The organism is Pseudoalteromonas sp. R3, assembly GCF_004014715.1.
GTDB lineage: Bacteria > Pseudomonadota > Gammaproteobacteria > Enterobacterales > Alteromonadaceae > Pseudoalteromonas.
The window spans coordinates 689,599-713,158 of sequence record NZ_CP034835.1 but is presented as its reverse complement, the minus strand read 5'-3'; the positions used below and the strand labels follow the sequence as shown (position 1 = coordinate 713,158).

Genomic DNA, 23,560 nt, shown 5'->3' with positions numbered 1-23,560 from the left:
TGACATGAAAAAACAACTAATCGCGACCGTGCTACTCGCCTGCGGTATATCCACTGCCAGCGCGTCCACCACAGATGTTTATGAGGCACAGCCACTGAGTTCTGCACTGAGTCACAGCGTTACACTGAACGGTAAACATTACCTCACCACCAGCGAGACATTACTGAGCGGTGCCACCATCACAGATGCCAAGTCTGGTTCGATCTATATTCTAACAGGTGAGGTAGTAGCGCAGCTGGAGCCACTGATTGATGCCCGGGAGTTTGCCGCAGCACACAAGCTGAAGCTGGTTTATGTCAGAGCCAACCGTGCTATCTTCGCTGCCGACGCCAACACTGAGCTGCGTGAATTTAAAGCCTATATTGCAAGCCTGGCGGGGGTCACCAGCACACAATTCGGCATTGAAATCGAAGGGTTAGAATCAGAATAACCCAGTCGCGATATCCAGCACAGGCGCTGGATATCGCCCTTCAAAGACGCCTAATAAATCAGGCCCCCTTAATCAACTCACAGAGATTCGATACGCCAGAGGCTACGACCATATCAGTACAGCGCATAGCCCGTTTATTTAATTTTTTGTTCACCCAGCCAGTTGATACGATAAAGGTCTCGTCGTCTGTCCAGATAGTTTCTGACAGACCCCTCATGACGCAGTTCATGCAACTTCTCCAGATCTAAGTCGACAATCAAGGTCATTTCTGTGTTCGGGGTGGTTTCAGCCATGGTCGCATCGTGAGGAAACGCAAAATCAGATGGAGAAAATACCGCTGACTGAGCATACTGAATATCGGCCCCATCCACCTTGGGCAGGTTCCCCACACTGCCCGCCGTCACCACATAGCATTCGTTTTCAATGGCACGGGCTTGCGCGCAACAACGTACCCGTAAATAGGCATTTTTAGTATCTGTCCAGAAAGGCACAAACAGGATCTGCATCCCCTGCTCTGACAGCAGGCGCGCCAGCTCAGGAAACTCCACATCGTAGCAGATCAGAATACCAATCTTGCCAAAGTCGGTATCAAACACACTCAGGCTATCGCCACCTTGCATGATCCAGGCACTTTTTTCATACGGGGTCGGGTGAATTTTAGTTTGCGACTCTATGGTACCGTCGCGCCGGCAAAAATAAGACACATTGTAGAGTGCTTTGTCTTCTATCACCGGAATTGACCCTGCGATAATATTAATGTTGTAGCTGACCGCCAGATGGGAGATGGCTTCCACTACTTCATTGGAAAATGCCGCCAGTGCTTTGATGGAGTCCAGCGAGTTCTCGTGCGCCTCTATGCCCATCAATGGCGCATTAAACAACTCAGGCAGCAATGCCAGATCGCACTGATAATCGGCCAGTGCATCAATAAAGAACTCCACATGCTGGGTCAACTCAGCAACGGAATTAAGCGGACGCATCTGCCATTGTACACAGCCTACCCGGGCGGATTTTTTGACCGCGCCAAACAAAGGGGATTCATGGCGCTCGTAGTACAGGTTGGTCCATTCCAGCAAGGTTGCATACCCTTTGGACTCTTTGTCTTCCGGCAGGTATTTATTGAGTACGCGCTTTACTTCAAAGTCGTTAGACAGCTGAAAGCTGAGTATGGGGTCATAGATTTCTTTTTTCTTTACCAGCTCAATATACTTTTGTGGCGACATCTCGCTGGCATGGTGTTGATAGTTAGGAATGCGTCCGCCGGCCACAATCGATTTAAGATTTAGGTTTTGGCATAGTTCTTTTCTGGCCTCGTACAAACGACGTCCCAGACGCATGCCCTGATAGTCAGGGTGCACAAAGACTTCGGCACCATAAAGCACATCTCCCTGCGGGTCATGTGTTGTGAGATAGGCGTCACCGGTTATTTCATCATAGGTATGGTGGTCGCCAAACTTGTCATAATCCACAATCAAGGAGAATGCTGCGGCGACCACTTTACCATGGTCTTCAATACAGATCTGACCTTCGGGAAAGCTGCTGAGCTGAGCCTTGAACTGCTTCTCTGACGGGGCGCCTCCCAGATCAGGGTAAACAATACCCATCACCTCTTTAAGATCTGCATAATCCTCCACCTCCAGGCTGCGCAGATTGAGTTTATGTTCAAAGTTATCAGTTAAGTTACTGTCGCTCATTATTACTCCTGCTTGCTTTCAACTTTTTTTGTAAGACACTCACCCTGATAAAGATAGTCGCTGCTAAACCGGCTCACAAACTGACACACACCAAGTCACCCAGTGTATGCCCTGACGATCACTCGGCGTTTGCCAGCCAACGCATCACATTGAGCAGAAAACCTTCGTTGTGCTCAGCCCCTTCTGAAGCCAGCCCATATTTTTGCCCTGATTGTGTATCCACTTGCGAGGAAAACATCATGCCTTCAGCAAATACAGCGACCCGCCCTTTACCAAACTCAAGCACCGCGCCCTGGCTCCAGCCATCCACAGACATACGTGGCGTGTCCGCCGTGATCTGAAAAGGTACCTGAGGGTTAACCGACATAGCTTGCGGGCCAAGCGTAAGCAGTGAAATCGCGCCTTCTGGCGCTTTGAATGCCGAGCCACCAAACGAGCGAACCTGTTCGATTTGACCTGTCGATTGGTCTGTTGCTGCCGCTGAAGCTGCACCACCTACAGCGCCCGTCAGACCAAACCCTGTCATGGATGACGCACCTGGCAGCTTTCTCAGCGCAGGCACGACCGCTAAGGTAATTGCATGCTGTGCTAAGGTATTATCATGAGTTGTGAACTGTGCATTACCTACGTGACCATGGCTGAATTCAAATCCCAGTGCATGGGTCAGGTTTTCTATCACTTTAGGAAACGGCGTATGATCGGCCACTAAAAACAACGCGCCACCTTGCTTCACCCACTCTGTCACCACTGTGACTTCTTGCATGGTAAGGGCATTGCCAAAGGGGGGATTCCAGTCAGTCCGGTCTTTGTCCAGCGCATTGGCTATCACTAAAATATCAGCCTGATTCAGGTGCTCTGTATTGAACGTAACCTTGCTTGCTTTAACCGTATAGCCATCGCTTTGCAGTACCTGCGTAAAAGGCCGGAAACGGCCATTCATGGTTAAAAAGTTATGGTGGGCTTCATCGATAAAAACGACCGGACTATTGTCGGATAAAAAGCTGCGCTCGGTGTTTTGTGGGGTAAAGTCAGGGTCGGCTTGTTGTGCACTGTCGGAGCAGGCGCTCAGAGCCAGAGCAAATAAACTTGCCGTTAGCGTGTTAACTAACCAATTCATCTTGCTGTCCTTAATAGCAGATAACGCATGGCCAAGTTGTAGCAAAGATACCGGCAAGTTACCAGAAATAGACGAAAAGGTGAGCAGCTGCTCGCCGACATCAATACATCATGTCAGCGAGCAAAGAACAGATGTGTGAGTTATTGAATACCAATACTTTCACGAATTTTGATCATCTGCTCCTGCAAACTGTGTTGAATATCCCGTACCTGCTGATTTGAGCCGTTCACCTGTTGTTTCATCAGGGCCATCGCACTGCTGAAGTTATCTACCAGCGAACTTTGCTGCTGAGCCAGCTCCATGGCATGCTCGGCCACCTGGCTGGCTCCCTGAGCGCGCTCAGCAACCCCTTCAGAATTACTCTTCAGTTCCTGCGCATGTTCAGTTTGTTGCTGTGCTTCGTCTGCCAGTGCGCTGATCTGCGACGACACCTTACTTGAATTGTCACTGAGGATGTTCAGCTGTTCATTGATGTCTGACAACGAGTCCTGCGTTTGCTGAGCCAGCTTGCGCACTTCATCGGCCACCACTGCAAACCCTCGCCCGTGCTCCCCGGCACGCGCCGACTCAATGGCCGCATTCAGTGCCAGCAAGTTGGTTTGCTCTGCAATGGTGCGGATCATTTCAATCACTTTGCCCACATCAGCCACCCCGTTTAACAGCTCATTGAGACTGGACAAGCCCTGCTCCACTCGTTGCTGAGTACTGGAACTTGCGCTGAGCATTGACTCGGCATAGCTCACGCTCTGCTTCATCGCAGAGAAAGTTTCACTGGCGTTATCCGACACCTGCTGATTGATTTCACTGGCCTCTGAACCCAACGCTTTGATCTCGTCAAGCTGATGCTGATTCTGCTCCACCTGAGAGGAGGTGGTTTCTGCCAGCTCACTAATACTGGCCAGGTTGGTATTCATATCCTGCATAAAGTCATTGATCACCGCCAGCATTTGCTCCCGCTCCTGCGCTTCATCACGCTGACGTTCAATAAGCTGATTAAAGTAACTGGCTATTTCGCCAATTTCGGTATTAGCATTCTGACTGTCGATGTTTTTCAGCTCATTGCTTTCTATCAGGAAAGCAAAGCCATTACGGAGCTGGCGAAGTGGCGTCAGTACCTGACTAAACTGCACGATATATACAGCAATGGCCAATAACACCAGTAAACCAATGGCCACACCAAAAATCGTAAAGACGTTTTGCTTAAGCGTATTTTGCTCTGCCTGCAGGGCTTCTTCAGCACTCAGTACCAAGGCCGAAATCGCCTTAATATCCCCTCGCAGCTGAGCCATGCCCTGCTGGCGTTGTTCAGCCTGAGCCAAGGTATTTTCCAGGTCGCGACTGAAACGCTTGGGCCAGCTGTTCAACTCTGCTTTGATCTCCAGTGCTAAATCTTCTGCCTCAGCCCCCAGAAATAACTCGTCTTCGTCAATTTCACTCATTACCCCTAAGTTGGCCAGGCGGTCTATCTGCTGTGCCAAATCCTGAAGGCGACGCACGCTGTTTAACAGGTTTTGACGTGTTTGCTGCTCAAAGTGGATCACCAGCTGATAGGTGTAAATACTGAGGTTGGTGACTTCCCCATAATAATCTGATGCCAGCGCGTAATAGCGTGGCGCCAGCGGATGCTCCGAGGCTTTGGCCGTATAGCTCATTAAAGAGGATGCCGAACCCGACATTTGTCTGATGGCGTTGTCCAGCAGCGCCATTTCATTACCCGACAGCTTACCGAGGGCACGGTATTTACCATTAATGTCGCTATCAAGTGCATCAAGTTGATTCGTCATGTCAGAGGCAAGCACTGAAGGCAACGCTGTCAATTGACGCTGTTTGAGGTCTGCTATTTGTTCGCTGGCCTTGCTGAGCTCCTGGCTGTCACCTGTGCTCAGATAATCTTCGATCGTACCGGCAAGATCGATCAGTATGGTGTTTTTCAGCGTAACATAAGCGTTGTTTTGTTTGTCTAATTCACTAAAGACCTGACTAGCCCAGAACAAAGTGGCGGCCAGCACGATACTGGCCAGAGCCAGTAACACGGCAAGCAGCCGAGTAAAAGTAGAAACACGCATTAGATACTACAGCCATATTGATTCAAATTCGGGCGTAGACTATTAATGTTTTATGACAGTTTGATGTAGATTGCTCAGAAATCAATCAGCCAATTTTAAAAACATACTTTTGGCGTAGAAGAAGTAAATACCTTTTACAGGAACTTTACTTCATACAGATGACAAGCAGAGTTTTGGAGATTGGTATTACTTCATTGCCGCTTTAACATACACATCAAAGCGGTTCTTTTTGGTCTCGATCTGCATACTGGGTTTTTGCTCATTCAGAAATGGCGCATAGTCGGGTCGCTTGACCACCACACGTTTCGATGCCAGTGCATGAGCAAACGGTAGTAAGGCATCGGCATCGGCATCTCCGCCTACCAAAGACTGGAACACCCGCATTTCTTTTTTAACCTGCGCCGATTTCTCACGATGCGGAAACATAGGATCCAGATACACCACATCTGGCTGTAGCTCGCTCTGTGCCAGCAGATCGTGGCTGGAGCCAAACACCATACGCATATTTTGCTGCATCCAGCTGCCTATCTCAGCGTCCTGATAAGCGCGCTCCAGACCATCAAACAGCAATGCCGCCACAACCGGGTGGCGCTCGTGTAAAATCACTTCACAGCCCAGCGCTGCCAGCACAAAGGCATCTCGCCCTAGCCCCGCAGTGGCATCCAGTACCACAGGAGTTGCCCCTTTATTTAGCCCCACTGCCTTGGCGATGGCCTGCCCTTTACCGCCACCAAACTTACGACGATGTGCGCTCGCTCCCGTAACAAAGTCAACCCGGATACCACCCAGCTTAGGCTCATCAAGCTTTAATAGCTGCAATCCGGCCTCATCAAAGGTTAAACGAAAATTAGGATTGTCCTGCTGCCAGGTTTGCAAGGCAAACTGTTGTTCAATTCGCGCTAAATAAGGACGGTTTTCGGCAAAAGGGGTATGGATGATCAACAGCAGGCTCCGCAAATAGTAACGCAGGGATTATATCTGGATCATCACGGTTATGAAATCTCTGTCTTGCGCATGCTGAGCTGCGATTAAAACAGCTCGATATCTGTCTGTGCTGGCACGTCTTCTTCACCCCAGGGTTTAGCCATCTGGTTTAAACTCTGGATAAGTTCATGCCGAACTTCGGTGATTTCACCCAGTTTATAGCGAATAATCGAGAATTCATCATTAACCAGTGAAAAGTGCTCGTATAATTGTTTTATTTCAGCCTGCTTGCCATTTTCATGCTCATCGGCCACATACTCAGAAAACTCGGTCAGCTTGCTGTTAAATGCTGTAGCAACATCACCCAGTTGATCGCTCAGCGATTCAAACGCCAGGCCAATTTGCTCTACTTTGTTCAATGCCACCTCACTGACTTCCATATCCTTAATTTTGGCATTGGTAGCTTCGAGAATATGCGGCAATAGATCTTTGTAACGGCCATATAACCCTACGTCATCCATAGGCATATTCTTAATCAGCAGAGATACTTTGGGGTAGTTAATTATGGTGCGACGGCCAAAATCCACAAAGCGGTCGCCATCACGGTGTTTCTCCAGCAGCTCCTGCTCCAGTGGCTGAATGGCGCCTTCCTGAGAATAAAAAACTTCGCCCTCGTGATACCAGAACGCCACCGCAACCTGCAATTGCAGGGGTACAAAAAATTCAAAAAAGTACTCAGACAGAGTATTGAGGTCATGAGCATGATAGGACTGACCCACATAACGCATGATCCGACCCATATCGCCAGAATCCGACATTGCGATTTCGGCTGTGATCTGTGCTTTTTGCACATCCTGCTTAAGCTTGAGCGATTGGCGACGATACTCATCCAGCACCTTAATGCGCGCCAGCATTTCATCGCTGTCGAAAGGCTTAACAATGTAGTCGGCCCCGCCAGCATTGTAGCCGCGCATTCGCTCAGAAATGGCACTCTTAGACGACAAAAACATCACCGGAATATCACACAACTGAGGATTCGCTTTCAGCCGCTCACACACCTCAAAGCCCGAAGGGCCAGGCATTTCTATGTCGAGCAAAATAATATCCGGCTGCTGCTCCTGGGCCATTTTCAGCCCTTCTTCGCCACTGTATGCGTGGATAACTTTGCAGCTGTGCAATAAGGATTGTTCGACAATGTGATGTACCAGTTTATCGTCATCAATGGCCAGTACTAAATTGCTCATGCAGCGGTCCCTACAAGGTTGGTTCTCTAAAACAGCATAGCGCGAACTGTCTAATTTGCGAATGGAAAACACCACACAAGCGACTTATGTGGTGTTTTTAAGTCAGGTCTGGCGGCATGCGGGGAACAGATGTTCAAAAAGCCGCCAGAAAGACGGCTTATGCCGCTTTTTCGATGCCACTGTGACGCAGCAGTGCGTCGACACTGGGTTCACGGCCACGGAAACGCGTGAACAGCGTCATAGGATCTTCAGCTCCCCCTTTCTCAAGGATATGCTGCATAAAATCGGTACCTGTCTGACCGTTAAAGATCCCTTCTTCCTCAAAACGCGAGAACGCATCAGCCGATAGCACTTCAGCCCATTTATACGAGTAGTAACCTGCGCTGTAACCACCAGCAAAAATATGGCTAAAGCTGTGCGCGAAGCGATTGAATTCCGGCGCCTTGACGACCGCAGTCTTCTCTCTGACCGCATTCAAAGTGTGCTGGATCTGACATGGCTTAGCCGGGTCAAAGTCCGCATGGATATGGAAGTCAAACAAAGAGAACTCTATCTGACGCAACATCTGCATGGCTGACTGGAAGTTTTTCGCCGCCAGCAGCTTGTCCAGTAGTGCTTTTGGTAATGGCTCACCTGTCTCATAATGACCGGAAATAAACGCCAGTGCCTCTTCTTCGTAGCACCAGTTTTCCAGGAACTGACTTGGCAGCTCTACCGCATCCCAGGCTACCCCGTTGATACCCGCAACCGCTGATGCATCAACCTGAGTCAGCATATGGTGAATGCCATGGCCAAATTCATGGAATAAAGTGGTTACTTCGTTGTGAGTGAACAGTGCAGGTTTATCACCTACCGCTTTATTGAAGTTACACACAAGGTAGGCAACTGGCGTTTGTAACTCGCCACTGGCACGTACTTTACGGCCCATGCAGTCGTCCATCCAGGCGCCGCCACGTTTGTGCTCACGGGCATACAGGTCGAGATAGAAGTGACCACGCAGAGTGCCTTGTGCGTCGTGAATTGCAAAGAAGCGCACATCAGGGTGATAAGTATCAAAGTCCTGAATTTCAGTCACTTTAATACCGAACAAACGGTTCACGGTTTCGAACAAGCCGTTTAACACAGTATCTGCCGGGAAGTAAGGGCGCAGTATTTCGTCAGAAATAGCATATTTGGCCTGTTTCAGTTTCTCGCCATAATAGCCATAGTCCCAGGCAGCCAGCTCTGTGGCTCCGTACTCTTTTTCTGCAAATGCTTTTAACTCTGCCAGCTCATTTTCGGCCTGAGGCTTGGCATGTAACGCCAAATCGTTCAGGAAGGTAAATACCTGCTCAGGAGATTGTGCCATTTTAGTGGCCAGTGATTTATGCGCATAGCTGTCAAAACCCAGCAACTGAGCCAGTTCATGGCGCAGTGCCAGCTCTTCGCTCATCAACTCTGAGTTATCAAATTCTCTAGCATTCGGACCTTGATCAGACGCTCGGGTCACATAAGCACGGTACATCTCTTCACGCAGCTCACGATTATCGGCATACGTCATGACAGGCAGGTATGAAGGAATGTCCAGCGTGAACACCCAGCCTTCAAGTTCTTTGCTTTGCGCTGTATGTGCCGCCAGTGCCAATGCAGACTCAGGCAGACCTGATAACGCAGCTTCGTCGGTCACATGCTTAGTCCAGGCTTGTGTCGCATCCATCACATTATTGCCAAACTTAGACGACAACTCAGACAAACGCGCACTGATCTCGCCGTAACGCTTTTGTTGTTCTGGTGCCAATGCAATACCCGACAGCTTGAAGTCACGCAATGCGTTTTCTAAGGTTTTTTGCTGGGCTGTGCTCAGTGTGGCAAAGGAGTCTGATTCTTTGAGTGACTTGTATGCCTGATATAAGCCCTGATGTTGACCTACATAAGTACTGTATTCTGAGATCAAAGGCAGACAAGCATCGAATGCCTGACGTAATGCATCGTTATTGACCACTGAGTGCATATGCGAAACCGGTGACCACATGCGCGACAGCTTATCGTCGGCTTCTTCGAGTGGCAGCACCAGGTTTTCCCAGCTGTATGAATCGTTTTTCAGCACCTCGTCTATGGTGTCTCGGCAATGTGCGATGGCTTGTTTCAGTGCCTCCACAACGTGTTCTGGTTTAATTTTTGAAAACGGTGGCAAGCCTTCCATGCCAATTAACGGGTTAGTCATAACGCCTCTCTGTTGATCTTTGATTATCTTTTATATTTGGGTGTTTCTTTAAAAAAAACAAGGTACACCAGCCAATCCAGACAAATTAAATCGGGGTTTGTTCAGTCGGTGTTAGTTTGACCTGATGGACCTTACCTGTGTGCCATCGAAAAAAGCGATGACCCCTATCGGAAAAATTTATCCCACCGGACTTTGCCCCGGCTAATATAGTGTTAAGCTAGTGCCATTTATCAGCATTTATAGAGAATTAATCATGGCACAACATTTTGATTATATCGCCATTGGTGGCGGTAGCGGTGGTATTGCCTCAGCCAACCGCGCTGCAATGCGTGGCGCCAAAGTGGCACTCATCGAAGCTAAGCATATGGGCGGCACCTGTGTAAACGTAGGTTGCGTACCTAAGAAGGTGATGTGGCACGGTGCGCAGGTGGCCGAAGCCATTAAGCTGTACGCACCGGATTATGGCTTTGATGTAGAAGTCAAAGACTTCGACTGGAGCAAACTGGTTGAAAGCCGCGAAGCCTATATTGGCCGTATTCACCAGGGCTATAATAAGTACCTGGCCAGCAATGGCGTGACCGTGATCAACGGCTTTGCCAAATTCGTTGATAACAACACGGTAGAAGTTAACGGCGAGCACTACACCGCCGAGCATATCTGTATCGCCGTGGGTGGCCGCCCGTCGATTCCAAATATCCCGGGTGCGGAGCTGGGCATAGATTCTAATGATTTCTTTGAGCTCAAGGCACAGCCAAAGAGCGTGGCTGTGATTGGTGCAGGCTACATTGCCGTTGAACTGGCAGGCGTACTACACAGCCTGGGCACAGAAACACATCTGTTTGTACGTAAGCATGCCCCGCTGCGTAACTTTGACCCTATCCTGGTCGACACCCTGACCGAAGTCATGGACAAAGAAGGGCCAACACTACACACCCACAGCGTACCTAAATCACTGAGCAAAAACGACGACGGCAGCGTAACCCTGCACTTAGAAAACGGCGAGTCACACACGGTGGAGCATGTGATCTGGGCCATAGGTCGAGAGCCAGTGACGGATAAAATCAACCTGGCTGCCACCGATGTGGCCATCACAGAAGGCGGCTACGTTAAAGTTGACGAATATCAGAACACCTCGGTATCTGGCATTTATGCTTTGGGCGACATTATGGACGGCGGCATTGAGCTGACGCCTGTCGCGGTAAAAGCTGGCCGTATGCTGGCAGAGCGCCTGTTTAACCCGGATATGCCCAACGCCAAAATGGACTACAACCTGGTCCCGACCGTGGTCTTCAGCCACCCGCCCATCGGCACCATCGGCCTGACCGAACCAGAAGCCATTGAACAGTATGGTGAAGACAACATCAAGGTTTACACCTCGACCTTTGCAGCCATGTATACCGCAGTAACCCAGCACCGCCAGCCCTGCAAAATGAAACTGGTGTGTGCCGGTGAGGACGAAAAAATCGTTGGCCTGCACGGCATCGGCTTTGCCGTAGATGAAATGATCCAGGGCTTTGGCGTGGCCATGAAGATGGGCGCCACCAAAGCGGATTTTGATTCGGTAGTGGCGATTCACCCAACGGGGTCAGAAGAGTTTGTTACTATGAGATAAAGTTCATCGTAACCAAACGGCTTACATGGTCGTTAACCTAAGCACCGTTCGGCTCCCGAGTCGCCCTTGAATACCCTAAACATAGCTTAGGGTATTCGGTGCGTTTTTTAGAATGTAAAACGGACCGTCACTGAATGATGGCCACTTTCCTTCACTTTAACCAGCACTTTGGCACCATCAGGAATCACAACGTCAGCGGTCATTTTGTTATCACCCGCAGCCGTTAACGCCGCATCTGCTTTTTTACCATTGGCAAGTACAGTAATATCGCCTGTTACTTTAGCCGTTGGATAAGGTTTACCGTGATCACGAAGATACAAGCTTGCACCGGTTTCTCCGCGTACCAGCTCAAATACCATTTCATGTTCAACCTTTACCACACCGCCATGTAACGGTTTGGTGTCACCGTGCGCCTGTGAAAACGGTGCAAAAAACAGTGCGCTCAATGCAATGAAAGCAAGTGTTATCAATGTGTTTTTCATATTTTATTTCTCTCTTTGTGTTGATAGTAAAATGGTGCCCCGATGCGCCTTCACAAAGGGGCATTGGTTTATTAAATTAGCTCTTTTGAATTACTGTTGAGCCATTGCTCCGTTGGTCCTTTACCAAATTTCCAGTACAGCAAGGGGGTCAATAAGGTATCCAGCAGAGTCGAGCTCATCAGGCCGGAAAAAATAACAATGGCCACCGGATGCAGTATTTCCTTACCAGGCTGATCTGCTGCCCACAGTAACGGAATGAGTGCAAACGCCGTTACCATTGACGTCATCAGTACCGGAGACAATCGTTCTTTTGCGCCGCGTATTATCAGGGTTTTATCAAATGACTCCCCCTCAAAGCGGATTAGATTTAAGTAATGGCTGATTTTTAAAATACCATTGCGTGCTGCAATTCCAGTAAGCGTGATAAAACCAACAACGGAGGCCACCGATAGTGAGGTTTTGGTTAACCACATGGCGAACACCGCACCAATCAAGGCCATCGGCAAACTACACATGATGATGACTGCAAATACCATTGACTGATAACGTAAGTAGAGCACCAGAAAGATTAATGCGAATGACAAAACGCTAAGCACGATCAGTAAACGCATGGCTTGTTCCTGTGCTAAGAATTGCCCCTCCAGACTGATAAAACTATCATCGGGTAATTGATGTTCCGCCACTATCTCTCGAACAGAACTTAGCAACTGTTTTACATCAACATTTTCACTATTGGCGTAAAGCACTAAGCGACGGCGACCATTTTCCCTGAGCACCTGGTTAGGCCCGTCTTGTAATTGAATATCTGCAATATACGAGACCGGAATGGCTCCCGCCGGTGAATCAATCAAGGTATTGGCGATGGCACTGGGTGTGCGATCCGCATCCTCCAGCCTGAGCACCAGTTCGAAGCGCTTCACCCCATCAATGACATCCGTAACACTGGTGCCTTCGGTAAGCATATTCAACTGACGCAGTGCAGAGCCCGGTGTGAGGCCATATTTGGCCAGTTCGTCATATTTTAAACGCACACTCAGCTGCGGAATAAGTACTTGTTTTTCAATATTGACATCAACCAGGCCAGGCACACTTTCGAGCTTTTTACGCAGCCGCTCAGCACTGATCCGCAACCCTTCTAAATCATCACCAAAGAGTTTTATCGCGAGTTGAGCCCGAACACCTGACAACAGGTGATCAAGTCGATGCGAAATTGGCTGGCCAATGGCAACTTGTCCAGGCAATACAGATAGCTTGTCACGAATTTCAGCGAGGACTTCTTCGCGGCTGCGCGCTGATGGCACTAAATCAACATCCACTTCAGACGAGTGAACCCCTTCAGCATGTTCATCTAACTCAGCGCGACCCGTTCGCCTGCCAACCTGTGTGACTTCCGGCACAGACAACAGCAGAGACTCGGCTAAATGGCCCATTTTATTTGACTCGCTCAGCGATGTACCCGGCTCAAAAATAATGCCGAGCACCAGAGAGCCTTCGTTAAAGGCAGGTAAAAACGCGCGGGGAAATTGTGTGATACTGGCCGCTGAAATAACCGCGACAAGGCCTGTTACTGCTATCAATTGCTTTGACTTAGGCAACGCCCAGTCAATCCAAAGACTTTGTAAATGCTTAAGTTTAATAACCAGCCAGCTGTCACCCTGATGGATCACTTTGGCATTGGGCAGCAAGTAGTAGCACAGCACCGGCGTGACAGTCATAGACACTAATAACGAGCCGAGGATCGCCACGATATAGGCCAGGCCAAGCGGTGAAAACAACCGTCCCTCAATACCGGGTAACGCAAACAAAGGTAAAAACACCAGGATAACAATGGCGGTTGCGTAGACAATGCCCGAACGTACCTCAACACTGGCTTGCCAGACCACCTCAAATACTGACTTTGGCGAGTGCAATTGTGCATTTTGTTTTAAACGGCGCAGAATGTTCTCAACATCCACCACGGAGTCATCCACTAATTCGCCAATCGCAATCGCAAGCCCCCCCAGCGTCATCACGTTAATACTTTGACCTAGCCACTGGAAAATCAACACCGTGACAGCCAAGGAAAGCGGAATGGCAATCAGTGAAATAATGGTTGTTTTAACTGAGAGCAGGAACAAAAACAGCACAATTGTGACCATGATTGCGCCATCCCGCAGGGCTTCTGTGACGTTATCAATTGACGATTTGATAAAGTCGGCCTGACGAAACAAGACCTGCGGCTGCGCGATACCTTTTGGTAAACCCGTTTCTAATTCAGCCAGCGCCGCTTCAATTTGCGTTGTTAACTGAACCGTATCGGCATTAGGTTGTTTTTGCACATTGATCACCACCGCGGGCTTGCCATTAAAGCCACCATCACCGCGCTTTTCAGCTGCGGCATAACTCACCGATGCGACTTCGGATAGCAACACCGGACGCCCCTCGTGCCAGCCAACCGCAAGGCTTTTAAGATGGTTAACATCTAAGGTACGCCCCTGATGGCGAATTAGGTACTCTTGATTGTTCAAATCCACAAAGCCACCACCAAAATTAGCGGCAAAATCACTGACAGAGGCCTGAAGCGATTCTAAATTCACTTTGTGTTGACGCATACGCACCGTATCCGGCGAAACACGCAGCTGACGGACTTCACCACCAATCGGGATCACCTGCGAAACACCAGGAATAGCCAGTAAACGTGGTCGTAAAACAAAATCGGCATATTCTCTGGCAGCCATTGCATCGGTATCGCCCTGCTCATCAACAGGCAAGGCAATTAACATGACTTCACCCATAATGGATGATACCGGTCCCATCACCGAGGTTATGCCCGCAGGCAATTGCTCTGAGGCCAAATCCAGCCGCTCCGAGACCAGCTGGCGATTGCGGTAAATATCCGTATCCCACTCAAATTCAATGTAAACAATGGATAAACCAATGCCTGATGTTGAACGGATCCGCGTGACACCAGTCACACCATTGAGCAAATTCTCAAGTGGAAACGTCACCAGTTGCTCGACTTCTTCAGGTGCCATACCGCCTGCTTCAGTCAGTACGGTGACCACGGGCTTGTTCAGATTTGGAAAGACATCAACCGGCAGTTTTTGCCCTTGCAAAACGCCGTAAGCCATCATGACAAAGGCCAGCAAGAGCACAACCAAACGGTTTTTAAGGCTGCTTTTGACTAATAAATTAAACATCTTACCGCCTATCTCACCTGGTTGAGTAGTGATGCACCGTCAACCACAACGCGGTTATCTGCGCCTAAGCCTTCAGTGACTAACACAAGTCCAGGCTCAAGGTGTTGATAACGAATGAGCTGTGGCAAAAAGCGCTCTGCCGAGAGCTTAATCCACACTTGTGGCAAATTATTTTGACTCAGTACGACCGCATCAGCAGGGATCACAATGCCTTTGAGCTTTTCATCAATCGGCGCCTGTATGCTAATACTCTGATTAATAAACAAGTTAGTATTATCCTGGCCCTGTGACAGCTCAAAGTTGAGGTGCACTAAGCCGTTGACCAGCTCAGGTGAAAAACCAAGGTAATTGAGTGAAATATCAGGCTGCTCGACAACTTTCGCAGATGTTAGCTGCTGAGTTAACGCAAAATCACGGGTGCTGGCTTCAACTAAAAACTGCTCAGGGGCAATGATCTCAAATAACGCTTCGCCTGCTTCAACCCACTGCCCTCTGGAGACTGTGTGGTTAATGAGTACACCTGAGATAGGTGCAATCAGTACCTCTGGTTTTTCTAGGCCTTTTTGCAGTGCTTGCGCTTGCTGTTGTAAGCTTAACAGCTCCGTTTCCAGCTGCTCTAACGCTTGTTTCGAGGCTAAATCTCCCAGCTTTTTTAAGCGCTCCACATCGCGATTGGTTTGATCAATGCGGTTGCGAATAGCGATTAACTCGCTGGTTTGGCTTGCCAATTCGTATGCGGTGTCCTGGTAACGGATAAGCCCCAGCACATCCCCAGCTTGTACCTTTGCACCAGTTGGGTGGATACCCGTTTGCGGCGCGTCCAATCGGCCGTCACTGCTGGATTGAATTTTTGCGTACCCGTCAGGGTGAGGTTTAACAATGGCATCCAGGCGAACCTGTTTTTTCACTTCAGACTCACGCACAAACTGAGTGCGTACATTCAGTAATGCCTGGTGCTTCATCGGCATAATGACGGAGCCGTCAGCTTGTTTACCTAATGCGCCTTCAACCTTATTTGGTTTTTGATCGAGGTGCTCGCCATTGGGTCCATGGGCCCCGGGAGAAGCCAATACGCTGAGCGAACATAAGCTTAATGAGAACAATACAGCATGCTTAAACGTCATTATTTGCGCTCCTTTGAGATACGACCCAGACACAATCCGGCTACGAACACACCAATACACAATGCAATCATCAGCCATGGGAGGTCATGATGATGCTCATCGTGCTCAGAATCTGCGTGAGCGCCGGCACCTTCAACTGCCTGATGGTTTTCTAAATTCGCAACTAATAAATCACCACTGTGTTCAGTCAAAATGGTTAAAACAATTTCATGTAACCCAGGTTGTTTTAACTGAGAAAGCATTGCAGGCTGTGTAACTACATAAGCTTGTAATTGCTCAGAAAATTCGGCACTTGCACTTAAATTGCCAAGCTCCAGATCCACTGATGCATGCGCAACTGGGGTATTGGTTTTAAAGTCATGAAGGTAAATAACGAGTTCATTTTCAAACAGCTCACCTGCTAGTTCGAAAGTTTCTGTAAAGCTCTCAAACTTAGGATTTGTGGAACTCGCAACTTTCGCTCGCGTATCCAGGTGTTCACCATTCGGACCATGCGCCCCGGGTGATGCCATCGTGTTGGAAACCACAAATAACGATGCGATCAGCGCAGCGTAAATAACGTTCGCATTCAGCTGCACCATACGCAGCATATTCAATGTAAAAGACATAGTTAATCCAAAAAAAACAAAACACTTGCCAGCTGACACAAGTCACTGACAACGAAAAGTTAAGTTGGACTAAGCTCTGGGGGGAGGTGTGGTATGTTTTATAAAAGGAGGCGACCAATCAGCACTAATTGATGCAATCGGGCCTGTCGGTTTTACTTCAGATTTTGAGTAGGGTGAAACTTCAACGATACCCGTGGTACAACAATCAAGATCTTGGTTGATGTGCTTTACGGCTTCTTTTGAAAACGAGAGGCTGAACTCACCCTCATCATCATGGTCGTGGCTGTGTGGCTGACCAATTTCGTGCAACAAAGCATGCGCATCGCCCTGAGACTTATGCTCACCTTCATACGCTACGCTTCCGAATACCTGGGTACTCAGAATGCAAAGCATGATCAGAATGAGAGTCAATTTATGCATCAGGCGACTAAAGATTAACAGTTTGCCAAAATCCTACCACTGAAATAAATCGAGCTCAATTTTTAATTTTCTAAAATTCAACCGCCAACTATCCAGGGTTTTCTTTTACGTTGCAGTTGGCGCGGCTTCTTTTTGAGTGAACGAACTCGTTTTGCCAATTTTCACTTTTGAGCAGCTAGTAGTAGTACCGTACAGGCTTGGAAAACAATTTTCCAGACTAGATGGCATGTGGGATTCCAGATTTGGATGTACAGAGTAGATTATTACTGGGGAAAATACCCATCGTTATCAGTAAAGTAAAAGCGCTTTTAAACGAAGGGATAGCATTAACATCACATGACAGCCATGCATGAATGGAACGCAATGGTGCATTATGCACTTTTTCCTCTTAGCGTGATTCTGCCTCACTTGTTTTAACCAGATCACGGTACTGACTTGGCGTTTTACCAGTATACTTTTTAAACACCTGATTAAAGCTAGATTTTGAATTAAACCCACAATCGTAGGCAATACTAATTAACCTGTCACTTGTAGGCCTTTTTATCAGTTCCTCAATCACCGCATCCACCCTTAATTTGTTTATCAACTCATAGAAGCCACCTGAGGAATGCAGGGCCAACACGTCAGACAGCTGGTGTCTGCTTATATTCAGTTTTTCTGCAAGTTGAATTTGGCTGAAATCAGGTTGTAAATGGTGCTTGTTCGTCCTGAGCTCTTGCTCAACCAACACTAAAAGCCTTTTCTGTTGTGCTGATACTTCAGGTTTAATTTGCTCTGCGGAGTCTTTATCAGTATCAGTCATCTCCCTCTTTACGAGAGCACGAATAAAGCCAGCAGGCCTCCCATAGCAAATCAACAGATAACTTAAAGAAAAGATGCCTGCCACCGTAGACAAATAACTCAAAGCAATCAGCCAATCTGATTTTTCAAGTTCCATAATTACGGCTGTCACAGAAACGATAAACACACTCAACATCATCAGATAACAAATCATAGTGACACAAAGCAGCCAACACAGTTGGCGAAAAATACTGCTGTCGCGTTGTTTCAGCCAAAACATAAAAATTTGCCAACTACCATAGGCCAGATAAAGACAAAAGTGCCCTGCGGTTACCAGGGATATTATGGAAAACCGCTCAGTAAAGGGTCTGCTTGATACCGTTTGTAAGTTTACAGCTTGCTCAGTCAGGAAATCACTTTGCTCATACAGTGATACTGAAATGAAATACCCTACCCACACAAGAAAGGGTAATAGGTGGATCGCATCTTTTTTATCAAAGCGATACGCTGAATTTGTCATTGTCATTACAAACGCCATAAAAATGGGGCCCAACAACAAATAACTGTTTAATCGCTCCCACATAGTTATAAGCAGCATATCCGATTCAAAAAGACCACTGTCTACATAGAAGCCAACACACATGTTGATTGAAACAAGCAGTATAAAAGCAGCAAGCCATCTGCCCGGACCAGAAAACCTCAAGAGATACAAGGATTGAATGCAGGCTTGAATACAGCCTAAAGCAACGATATTACTAAAACTGAACATCAAGACTCCCTTGTATTCAAAAACACGTCCAACCTGGCCTCTTTGCACCTTTCAACAAGAAATTAAAAACAGATAAATCAAAAAGATAAAAATAAACAGTCCATACTGGCCAGTATCACCGAAAAGCGCTCGACTCGAGCTTAACATACAAAACCACACCAACAAATCAGAGGTTAAGTATGAAGTCAAAGGTAGAGTTATTATTAAATTACATTGTTATCGTAATCGCAGTGGCATATGGCGCTATAGTATTTATAAGCCTTAATTTTAAACTAACGCCAGAACAGATGAGCAACCCAGGTATGGTCATCGCATTTTTGATCTCCTGCACATTCAACATTGCAAGGGTAAAAGAACAAGCAACAAGCTTCAGAATTCACCTTACTTCTCTGTTCGCGAACATACTCACGTTTAGTTACGCAGCAGCGTTCGCGGTGCAAGATCCATGGGTAGCGAAAGTCGTCACGACTATTTTAATGGGAATAATATTGGCGTTTTCTTTATCTGGCACAATTCAGTGGAAAAAAGGCGCTGGCAGTCAAAAGGCATATAGTACTCAGCATTGAAGGACACAAGCACGGACAAGCAGAGGCTGATGTTAACCTCTGCTTGTTAAAGTTCACATCGCTTTTAAATAGCTGACTTATCAAAACCACCCGTAATAAAAACCCACTTATTCATTAAAAGGAAAGCCATGAATAAAACTTCAACAAGCGTTTCTATTGCAACAATACAAAACGGCGTCGCCCGCTCTGAAGGTAAACTCTCAGCAACAAAAGAAGCCTTGATTTTCGAGCCGTTGAATAAAAAGTTCGGATTAGGGCCGTACCATATTGAGCGAAGCGCCATATCAAAAATAGAGATGTGTTATGGTAAGGGCGCAGGTGTATTGCCTGTAACGACAGAGGCAATCAGAGTTACGCTGATAAACGGTCTTAGCTACGAGTTTATCATTGCTAATGCGAAAGAATGGCTGGCCTATTTAACCCCATAGTTCACTCTCTGCAAGCGCATGGGCACCATAAATCAATCACACAGCCAAAAACACCATTGTTAGTTTTAACTTTAGACCCATTGCTTTATTAAGGCATCGTTGTTGATCCCGGCAATTAGTCAGACGTCAGATTTCGGCTTCTGCTCAGAGCATAACCCACTCTAACGTCTGTTTGCTTTGAGTTTAATTACTGCGAAGACTTCACTTTCCCTTTCTCCGCAACAGAAATACGGTTTTCAATATGAAATGCGCTGTACTGGTTCAGGTCCTGTACGTAGACCGCACCGGACTCTTTGCCATTGGCGTCATGATGTGGGGTGGCTATCACAGCTTTACCGTCGGAGAGACCGACATTCCAGCCGAGTTGATCGCCTGGCTGCGCATTTTTTGCGACCACTTTGGATGAATAGTACCAGCCATCAGCGTGCTTTTTATAAACATATAACGCGCCGGTGTCTTTGCCTTGTGCGTCATGGTTCATCGCGCTGATAATCGCCGTATCACCACTGAGTGCCACACCGCGGCCAAAACGGTCATCGGCTGAGCCATCAGGCGAAGTGAGTTTTTGAGCCTCGGTCCAGCGTGTGCCTTTTCGCTCAAAAATATAAGCAGAGCCGGCATCTACCCCCAGATGTTCCACATCATCTCTGCGTGCGGAGATAAGCGCCGTATCACCGGAAATCGCAACCCTGACGCCGAAGATATCGGTTTTACCTGCATCAGCGGCCATCAGCTTGGCTTGTTGTTGCCACTGATTATCTTTGAGCACATACACGTATACGGCGCCGGCGTTTTCTGCGGTTTTATCATGTAAGTCAGCGCCAACTACAATGGTGTTACCGTCTATCGCGACGTCGATGCCAAATAAGTCGCCCGCAGCGCCATCGCTGGCGGTGATTTTGCTGTGATAGCGCCAGCTATCCACTGTGCGCTGAAAAATATAGGCCGCGCCCGCGTCATTCGCTTTTGTATCGTTGCGTGGTGCGCCGATGACCAGTGTCGTGTCTGTTAATGCCAGGCTCTGGCCAAAGGCATCTCCGGGTTTGGCATCGGGCGCGGTAAAAATCTGCGTCTGTGTCCATTTATCGGCATAGCGCTCAAAAGCAACCACAGCGCCGGCATCTTCGCCTTTATCATCGCGCCTCATGCCACCGAGCATGGCGGTGTGATTATTCAGAACCACCTTGCCACCCAGCGTGTCGTCAGCGAACAGGGGTGAGGCGATCAGCTTAGCCTGTTGCTGCCAGCCTTTATCACCGAGCACATACACATACCCGACACCACCATCTTTAATGCCATTCACATCAGCCTGGTGTGCGCCCACCAGCACCGTATTGCCGTCAATTGCCGCACCGTAGCCAAAATAATCTTGCGCCCTGCCATCATTGGCCAGCAACCTGTCTTGTGCAACGCTGTGACCAGCCAGTGCCGTCAGTATGGTACAAAGGCTCAGCTTTACCGTAGTTCTTACTGTCACGTTCCTTCCTTTTTCTTTTTATTGAGTCCTGCATAACTTGTCTGATTTTTTACTATTTTTCAATAGCCTGGACAGTGCTCCTTGAGACTTTTCCAAGCGCCGGCATGCGGATTCATCCTGTTATCCTAAGTTGTCAGCTCCATATTACATGCAAATTTGTCCGCTACCCTAAGGCAGGAACAACACAAAACTATAAAAACTAAGGATTTCACAATGAATACCAAGTTAAATGCGCTCTGTCTGGCGGTTTCGCTGAGCGTCTCGGGCCAGGCGATGGCGGCCTGTAGCGGGCTTGCCGGTGGTGCCTCGGCTTATCTGGACGGCGATACGCTGAAAGTTGCGGGGTCACGCCACAGCGAACAGTTCACCCTCAGTAAATCGGGCGATACCCTGACTGTGACCCGTAAAGTGGGTAGCAGTAGCAGCTGTGAAGTCTTCTTTATGAGCCAGATCAGTGCCCTTGAAGCGCGCCTGGGTTACGGTTCCGACTCGTTCAATGCCAGCAGTATTTCGGTGCCGCAAACCTTATACGGACAATATGGTAACGACACCCTGATCTCGGGCAATCAGAACGATCGCCTTTATGGTGGCCAGGGCAACGATACGCTCAAGGGCAACAGTGGTAACGACCAGCTGTTTGGTGAAGATGGCAGCGACACGCTTCACGGTGGCTGGGGTAACGACCAGCTCAAGGGCGGCAACCATCATGACAAACTGTTTGGTGACTACAACGACGACACCCTGTGGGGCGATGATGGCGGCGACTTGCTGATGGGTGGTCAGGGTACAGATGTACTTTATGGTGGCAACGACAACGATTATCTGGGCGGTGGCTGTCGTCTGGCCAATGCCAACAATGGTTATATTTATGAGCAGAGCAGTTGCAACAGCAATAAGGATGGCAACGATAAACTCTACGGCGGTGCGGGGCACGATGTGCTCAGCGGCGACAAAGGCAACGACACTTTGTATGGTGAAGATGGCAATGATTATCTGACCGGTAATGGTGGCCGTGAAGACCGCCTTCACGGGGCAATGGTAACGATGCCTTGTTCGAAAATGGTGAAAGCAACCCCAACGGGCTGCGCTGGCACAAAGCCTGGGGTAATAACGGCGATGATATCCTCTTTACCAATAGCGAAAACTCCAATCAGGAAGGCGGTAAAGACAATGATGTGATCATCACTTCTTCCAGTGGCTTTGAGGCCAAAATCCATGGTGGAAAAAGTGCCGACTACATCTGGAGTGCCGACGCTGCCCCTCAGGGCACCTGTGGTAAAGGCGATGATAAGGGCATGGTGTTTCTGAACAGCTGTGAAGGCACCACCTGGGTAAAAGACTATCAGGGTTTGCTGTCTAAGGTAGATAACAGAAGTAACTTTAATAACCCCTATTACGAGGCTGCCAACGCGGTAGTTGAAATGTCTGGTGAGTACTCTGGCTATAACAATGGCTGGCGCAGCCTGGGTGTGCGTCCTACGCCGCTATACGACATTGTATCCAGTGCCGTCTTTGGGCGCTGGCTGAACGACCAGTCTACTTTGCCATATTCTTACTATGAATGGCGGGTTGATTATAATGTCGGGAACTCCGGCATTTATGGCACTTATTTTAACTGTATGGAAAACAATGTGGCCTATATGTGCCGTCACATCATTCAGCAAACTGAGACCTGTTATAACAGCAGCGGTGACTCAATTAGCTGTAGTTAATTGCGCTTTGTTCTCACTGGCAGGGACGCCAGTCAGGAGCTTTTGCTCAGACATTCGTGTCAGGCATAGCCATATCTGTGTAAATAAGGTACAAAGGAAGTCTGTTGAGCCAAGGATTGTGATCCAATGAACACCCACCCCGGTTATTACCTGCTTCCTGCTTTGCTCAGCGGGTGCATGACCTCACCAACACAGGTTAATCAGCCAGACACCGAACGCTACACCGAGTCTTTTATTCGTACCCAGGTGGTGATGCCCAGTTACCAATTGATCTGGCATACTTGCAGAAATCACTTATCGACAGGAAACTGGCCAAACAGGACAGGCCAGACAGACAGCTCTGTTTTCAGCGAGTTAACGATCATTCGAACAACAGACAGAAAATTCCAGCAGTCCTTTCAGTTATCCGGTGTGAATACGCCAATTCAGTTCAGCCTTACCCGTGAAGGCCCGACACCTGAATCATACCAAATACTAATCCAGGCCAACTTTGACCAGGGAGACTATACGCACAGCGTAAATTTTGGTTGCAGCCATGATGGCCTGACGGAAGAAGCGTTAACGCGACTGACACAACATACAACCTCAGTCTTCAACTTATATCAAACGGCAAAAAGCGGATATGTTTTCCCGTCACAGAAGACTCAGCCGGTAACAGATGACATGATCAGAGCAGCACTGTGCACCTTGCTGACGCTGACACCTGAACAATGCCGAGCTTAGCC

Annotated in this window: 20 protein-coding genes; 7 read left to right on the top strand and 13 right to left on the bottom strand. The window is 48.2% G+C overall.

Annotation, left to right across the window (positions count from 1 at the left end; all coding sequences use genetic code 11):
* Positions 1-4 precede the first annotated feature (4 nt).
* Complete coding sequence (locus ELR70_RS08035) at positions 5-430, top strand: hypothetical protein (protein WP_054014486.1); 426 nt, start codon at positions 5-7, stop codon at positions 428-430.
* A gap of 134 nt (positions 431-564) precedes the next feature.
* Here ELR70_RS08035 and ELR70_RS08030 read toward each other — a convergent pair whose 3' ends face one another.
* The 6 genes from ELR70_RS08030 to prlC all read right to left on the bottom strand — a co-directional run bounded on the left by ELR70_RS08030 (position 565) and on the right by prlC (position 9,678).
* Positions 565-2,124 (bottom strand): bifunctional GNAT family N-acetyltransferase/carbon-nitrogen hydrolase family protein, encoded by a 1,560-nt coding sequence (locus ELR70_RS08030; RefSeq protein WP_054014485.1) that lies wholly within the window; start codon positions 2,122-2,124, stop codon positions 565-567.
* Between the two features lie 118 nt (positions 2,125-2,242).
* Positions 2,243-3,241 carry a hypothetical protein gene (locus tag ELR70_RS08025; protein ID WP_054014484.1) on the bottom strand — a complete coding sequence of 333 codons (999 nt, stop codon included), beginning with the start codon at positions 3,239-3,241 and terminating at the stop codon, positions 2,243-2,245.
* 140 nt (positions 3,242-3,381) lie between these two features.
* Positions 3,382-5,307 (bottom strand): methyl-accepting chemotaxis protein, encoded by a 1,926-nt coding sequence (locus ELR70_RS08020; RefSeq protein WP_054014483.1) that lies wholly within the window; start codon positions 5,305-5,307, stop codon positions 3,382-3,384.
* A 186-nt stretch (positions 5,308-5,493) separates the two neighbouring features.
* A complete protein-coding gene (locus ELR70_RS08015) occupies positions 5,494-6,249 on the bottom strand; it encodes a class I SAM-dependent methyltransferase (RefSeq protein ID WP_054014482.1) in 756 nt (251 codons plus the stop codon).
* 86 nt (positions 6,250-6,335) lie between these two features.
* Entirely contained in the window at positions 6,336-7,475 is a 1,140-nt protein-coding gene (locus ELR70_RS08010) for a response regulator (RefSeq protein ID WP_054014481.1), read from the bottom strand.
* Positions 7,476-7,632: 157 nt separating this feature from the next.
* A complete protein-coding gene (gene prlC, locus ELR70_RS08005; RefSeq protein ID WP_054014480.1) occupies positions 7,633-9,678 on the bottom strand; it encodes an oligopeptidase A in 2,046 nt (681 codons plus the stop codon).
* A gap of 253 nt (positions 9,679-9,931) precedes the next feature.
* Here prlC and gorA point away from each other — a divergent pair, with 253 nt between their 5' ends.
* Positions 9,932-11,290, top strand: coding sequence for a glutathione-disulfide reductase (gene gorA, locus ELR70_RS08000; RefSeq protein WP_054014479.1), 1,359 nt, complete (start codon positions 9,932-9,934; stop codon positions 11,288-11,290).
* Positions 11,291-11,397: 107 nt separating this feature from the next.
* On the opposite strand, the gene ELR70_RS07995 is transcribed toward gorA, so the two are convergent.
* From ELR70_RS07995 to ELR70_RS07970, 6 genes are all read right to left on the bottom strand, one after another.
* Positions 11,398-11,772, bottom strand: coding sequence for a hypothetical protein (locus ELR70_RS07995; protein WP_054014478.1), 375 nt, complete (start codon positions 11,770-11,772; stop codon positions 11,398-11,400).
* 71 nt (positions 11,773-11,843) lie between these two features.
* Positions 11,844-14,951, bottom strand: coding sequence for an efflux RND transporter permease subunit (locus ELR70_RS07990; RefSeq protein WP_054014477.1), 3,108 nt, complete (start codon positions 14,949-14,951; stop codon positions 11,844-11,846).
* Positions 14,952-14,959: 8 nt separating this feature from the next.
* Complete coding sequence (locus tag ELR70_RS07985) at positions 14,960-16,075, bottom strand: efflux RND transporter periplasmic adaptor subunit (protein ID WP_054014476.1); 1,116 nt, start codon at positions 16,073-16,075, stop codon at positions 14,960-14,962.
* The gene (locus ELR70_RS07980; protein ID WP_054014475.1) at positions 16,075-16,683 is read right to left on the bottom strand and encodes a hypothetical protein; all 609 of its coding nucleotides are present in this window, start codon (positions 16,681-16,683) and stop codon (positions 16,075-16,077) included. Before ELR70_RS07980 ends, ELR70_RS07985 begins: the two co-directional genes overlap by 1 nt.
* A 69-nt stretch (positions 16,684-16,752) precedes the next feature.
* The gene (locus ELR70_RS07975; protein WP_054014474.1) at positions 16,753-17,103 is read right to left on the bottom strand and encodes a hypothetical protein; all 351 of its coding nucleotides are present in this window, start codon (positions 17,101-17,103) and stop codon (positions 16,753-16,755) included.
* A 388-nt stretch (positions 17,104-17,491) separates the two neighbouring features.
* Positions 17,492-18,652, bottom strand: a complete 1,161-nt coding sequence (locus ELR70_RS07970) for a helix-turn-helix domain-containing protein (RefSeq protein ID WP_054014473.1) — start codon at positions 18,650-18,652, stop codon at positions 17,492-17,494.
* Between the two features lie 179 nt (positions 18,653-18,831).
* Here ELR70_RS07970 and ELR70_RS07965 point away from each other — a divergent pair, with 179 nt between their 5' ends.
* Together ELR70_RS07965 and ELR70_RS07960 are read left to right on the top strand one after the other, a co-directional pair.
* The gene (locus ELR70_RS07965; protein ID WP_054014472.1) at positions 18,832-19,218 is read left to right on the top strand and encodes a hypothetical protein; all 387 of its coding nucleotides are present in this window, start codon (positions 18,832-18,834) and stop codon (positions 19,216-19,218) included.
* Between the two features lie 128 nt (positions 19,219-19,346).
* The gene (locus tag ELR70_RS07960; protein WP_054014471.1) at positions 19,347-19,646 is read left to right on the top strand and encodes a hypothetical protein; all 300 of its coding nucleotides are present in this window, start codon (positions 19,347-19,349) and stop codon (positions 19,644-19,646) included.
* A 187-nt stretch (positions 19,647-19,833) separates the two neighbouring features.
* Here ELR70_RS07960 and ELR70_RS07955 read toward each other — a convergent pair whose 3' ends face one another.
* A complete protein-coding gene (locus ELR70_RS07955) occupies positions 19,834-21,123 on the bottom strand; it encodes an FG-GAP repeat protein (RefSeq protein WP_054014470.1) in 1,290 nt (429 codons plus the stop codon).
* A 213-nt stretch (positions 21,124-21,336) separates the two neighbouring features.
* On the opposite strand from ELR70_RS07955, the gene ELR70_RS25370 reads away from it, so the two are divergent.
* The 3 genes from ELR70_RS25370 (at position 21,337) to ELR70_RS07945 (ending at position 23,558) form a co-directional block, all read left to right on the top strand.
* Positions 21,337-22,302, top strand: a complete 966-nt coding sequence (locus ELR70_RS25370; protein WP_241566364.1) for a calcium-binding protein — start codon at positions 21,337-21,339, stop codon at positions 22,300-22,302.
* On the top strand, positions 22,299-22,835 hold the full coding sequence (locus ELR70_RS25365) for a hypothetical protein (protein ID WP_241566363.1): 537 nt from the start codon (positions 22,299-22,301) through the stop codon (positions 22,833-22,835). The genes ELR70_RS25370 and ELR70_RS25365 overlap by 4 nt, the downstream gene beginning before the upstream one ends.
* Positions 22,836-22,961: 126 nt before the next feature.
* Positions 22,962-23,558, top strand: coding sequence for a hypothetical protein (locus ELR70_RS07945; RefSeq protein WP_054014468.1), 597 nt, complete (start codon positions 22,962-22,964; stop codon positions 23,556-23,558).
* Positions 23,559-23,560: the final 2 nt, after the last annotated feature.

Bases quoted from the DNA above. Each gene is read 5' to 3' on its own strand.
- ELR70_RS08035 (WP_054014486.1), top strand. From the start codon at position 5: ATGAAAAAACAACTAATCGCGACCGTGCTACTCGCCTGCGGTATATCC.
- ELR70_RS08030 (WP_054014485.1), bottom strand. From the start codon at position 2,124: ATGAGCGACAGTAACTTAACTGATAACTTTGAACATAAACTCAATCTG.
- ELR70_RS08025 (WP_054014484.1), bottom strand. From the start codon at position 3,241: ATGAATTGGTTAGTTAACACGCTAACGGCAAGTTTATTTGCTCTGGCT.
- ELR70_RS08020 (WP_054014483.1), bottom strand. From the start codon at position 5,307: ATGCGTGTTTCTACTTTTACTCGGCTGCTTGCCGTGTTACTGGCTCTG.
- ELR70_RS08010 (WP_054014481.1), bottom strand. From the start codon at position 7,475: ATGAGCAATTTAGTACTGGCCATTGATGACGATAAACTGGTACATCAC.
- prlC (WP_054014480.1), bottom strand. From the start codon at position 9,678: ATGACTAACCCGTTAATTGGCATGGAAGGCTTGCCACCGTTTTCAAAA.
- gorA (WP_054014479.1), top strand. From the start codon at position 9,932: ATGGCACAACATTTTGATTATATCGCCATTGGTGGCGGTAGCGGTGGT.
- ELR70_RS07995 (WP_054014478.1), bottom strand. From the start codon at position 11,772: ATGAAAAACACATTGATAACACTTGCTTTCATTGCATTGAGCGCACTG.
- ELR70_RS07990 (WP_054014477.1), bottom strand. From the start codon at position 14,951: ATGTTTAATTTATTAGTCAAAAGCAGCCTTAAAAACCGTTTGGTTGTG.
- ELR70_RS07985 (WP_054014476.1), bottom strand. From the start codon at position 16,075: ATGACGTTTAAGCATGCTGTATTGTTCTCATTAAGCTTATGTTCGCTC.
- ELR70_RS07980 (WP_054014475.1), bottom strand. From the start codon at position 16,683: ATGTCTTTTACATTGAATATGCTGCGTATGGTGCAGCTGAATGCGAAC.
- ELR70_RS07975 (WP_054014474.1), bottom strand. From the start codon at position 17,103: ATGCATAAATTGACTCTCATTCTGATCATGCTTTGCATTCTGAGTACC.
- ELR70_RS07970 (WP_054014473.1), bottom strand. From the start codon at position 18,652: ATGTTCAGTTTTAGTAATATCGTTGCTTTAGGCTGTATTCAAGCCTGC.
- ELR70_RS07965 (WP_054014472.1), top strand. From the start codon at position 18,832: ATGAAGTCAAAGGTAGAGTTATTATTAAATTACATTGTTATCGTAATC.
- ELR70_RS07960 (WP_054014471.1), top strand. From the start codon at position 19,347: ATGAATAAAACTTCAACAAGCGTTTCTATTGCAACAATACAAAACGGC.
- ELR70_RS25370 (WP_241566364.1), top strand. From the start codon at position 21,337: ATGAATACCAAGTTAAATGCGCTCTGTCTGGCGGTTTCGCTGAGCGTC.
- ELR70_RS07945 (WP_054014468.1), top strand. From the start codon at position 22,962: ATGAACACCCACCCCGGTTATTACCTGCTTCCTGCTTTGCTCAGCGGG.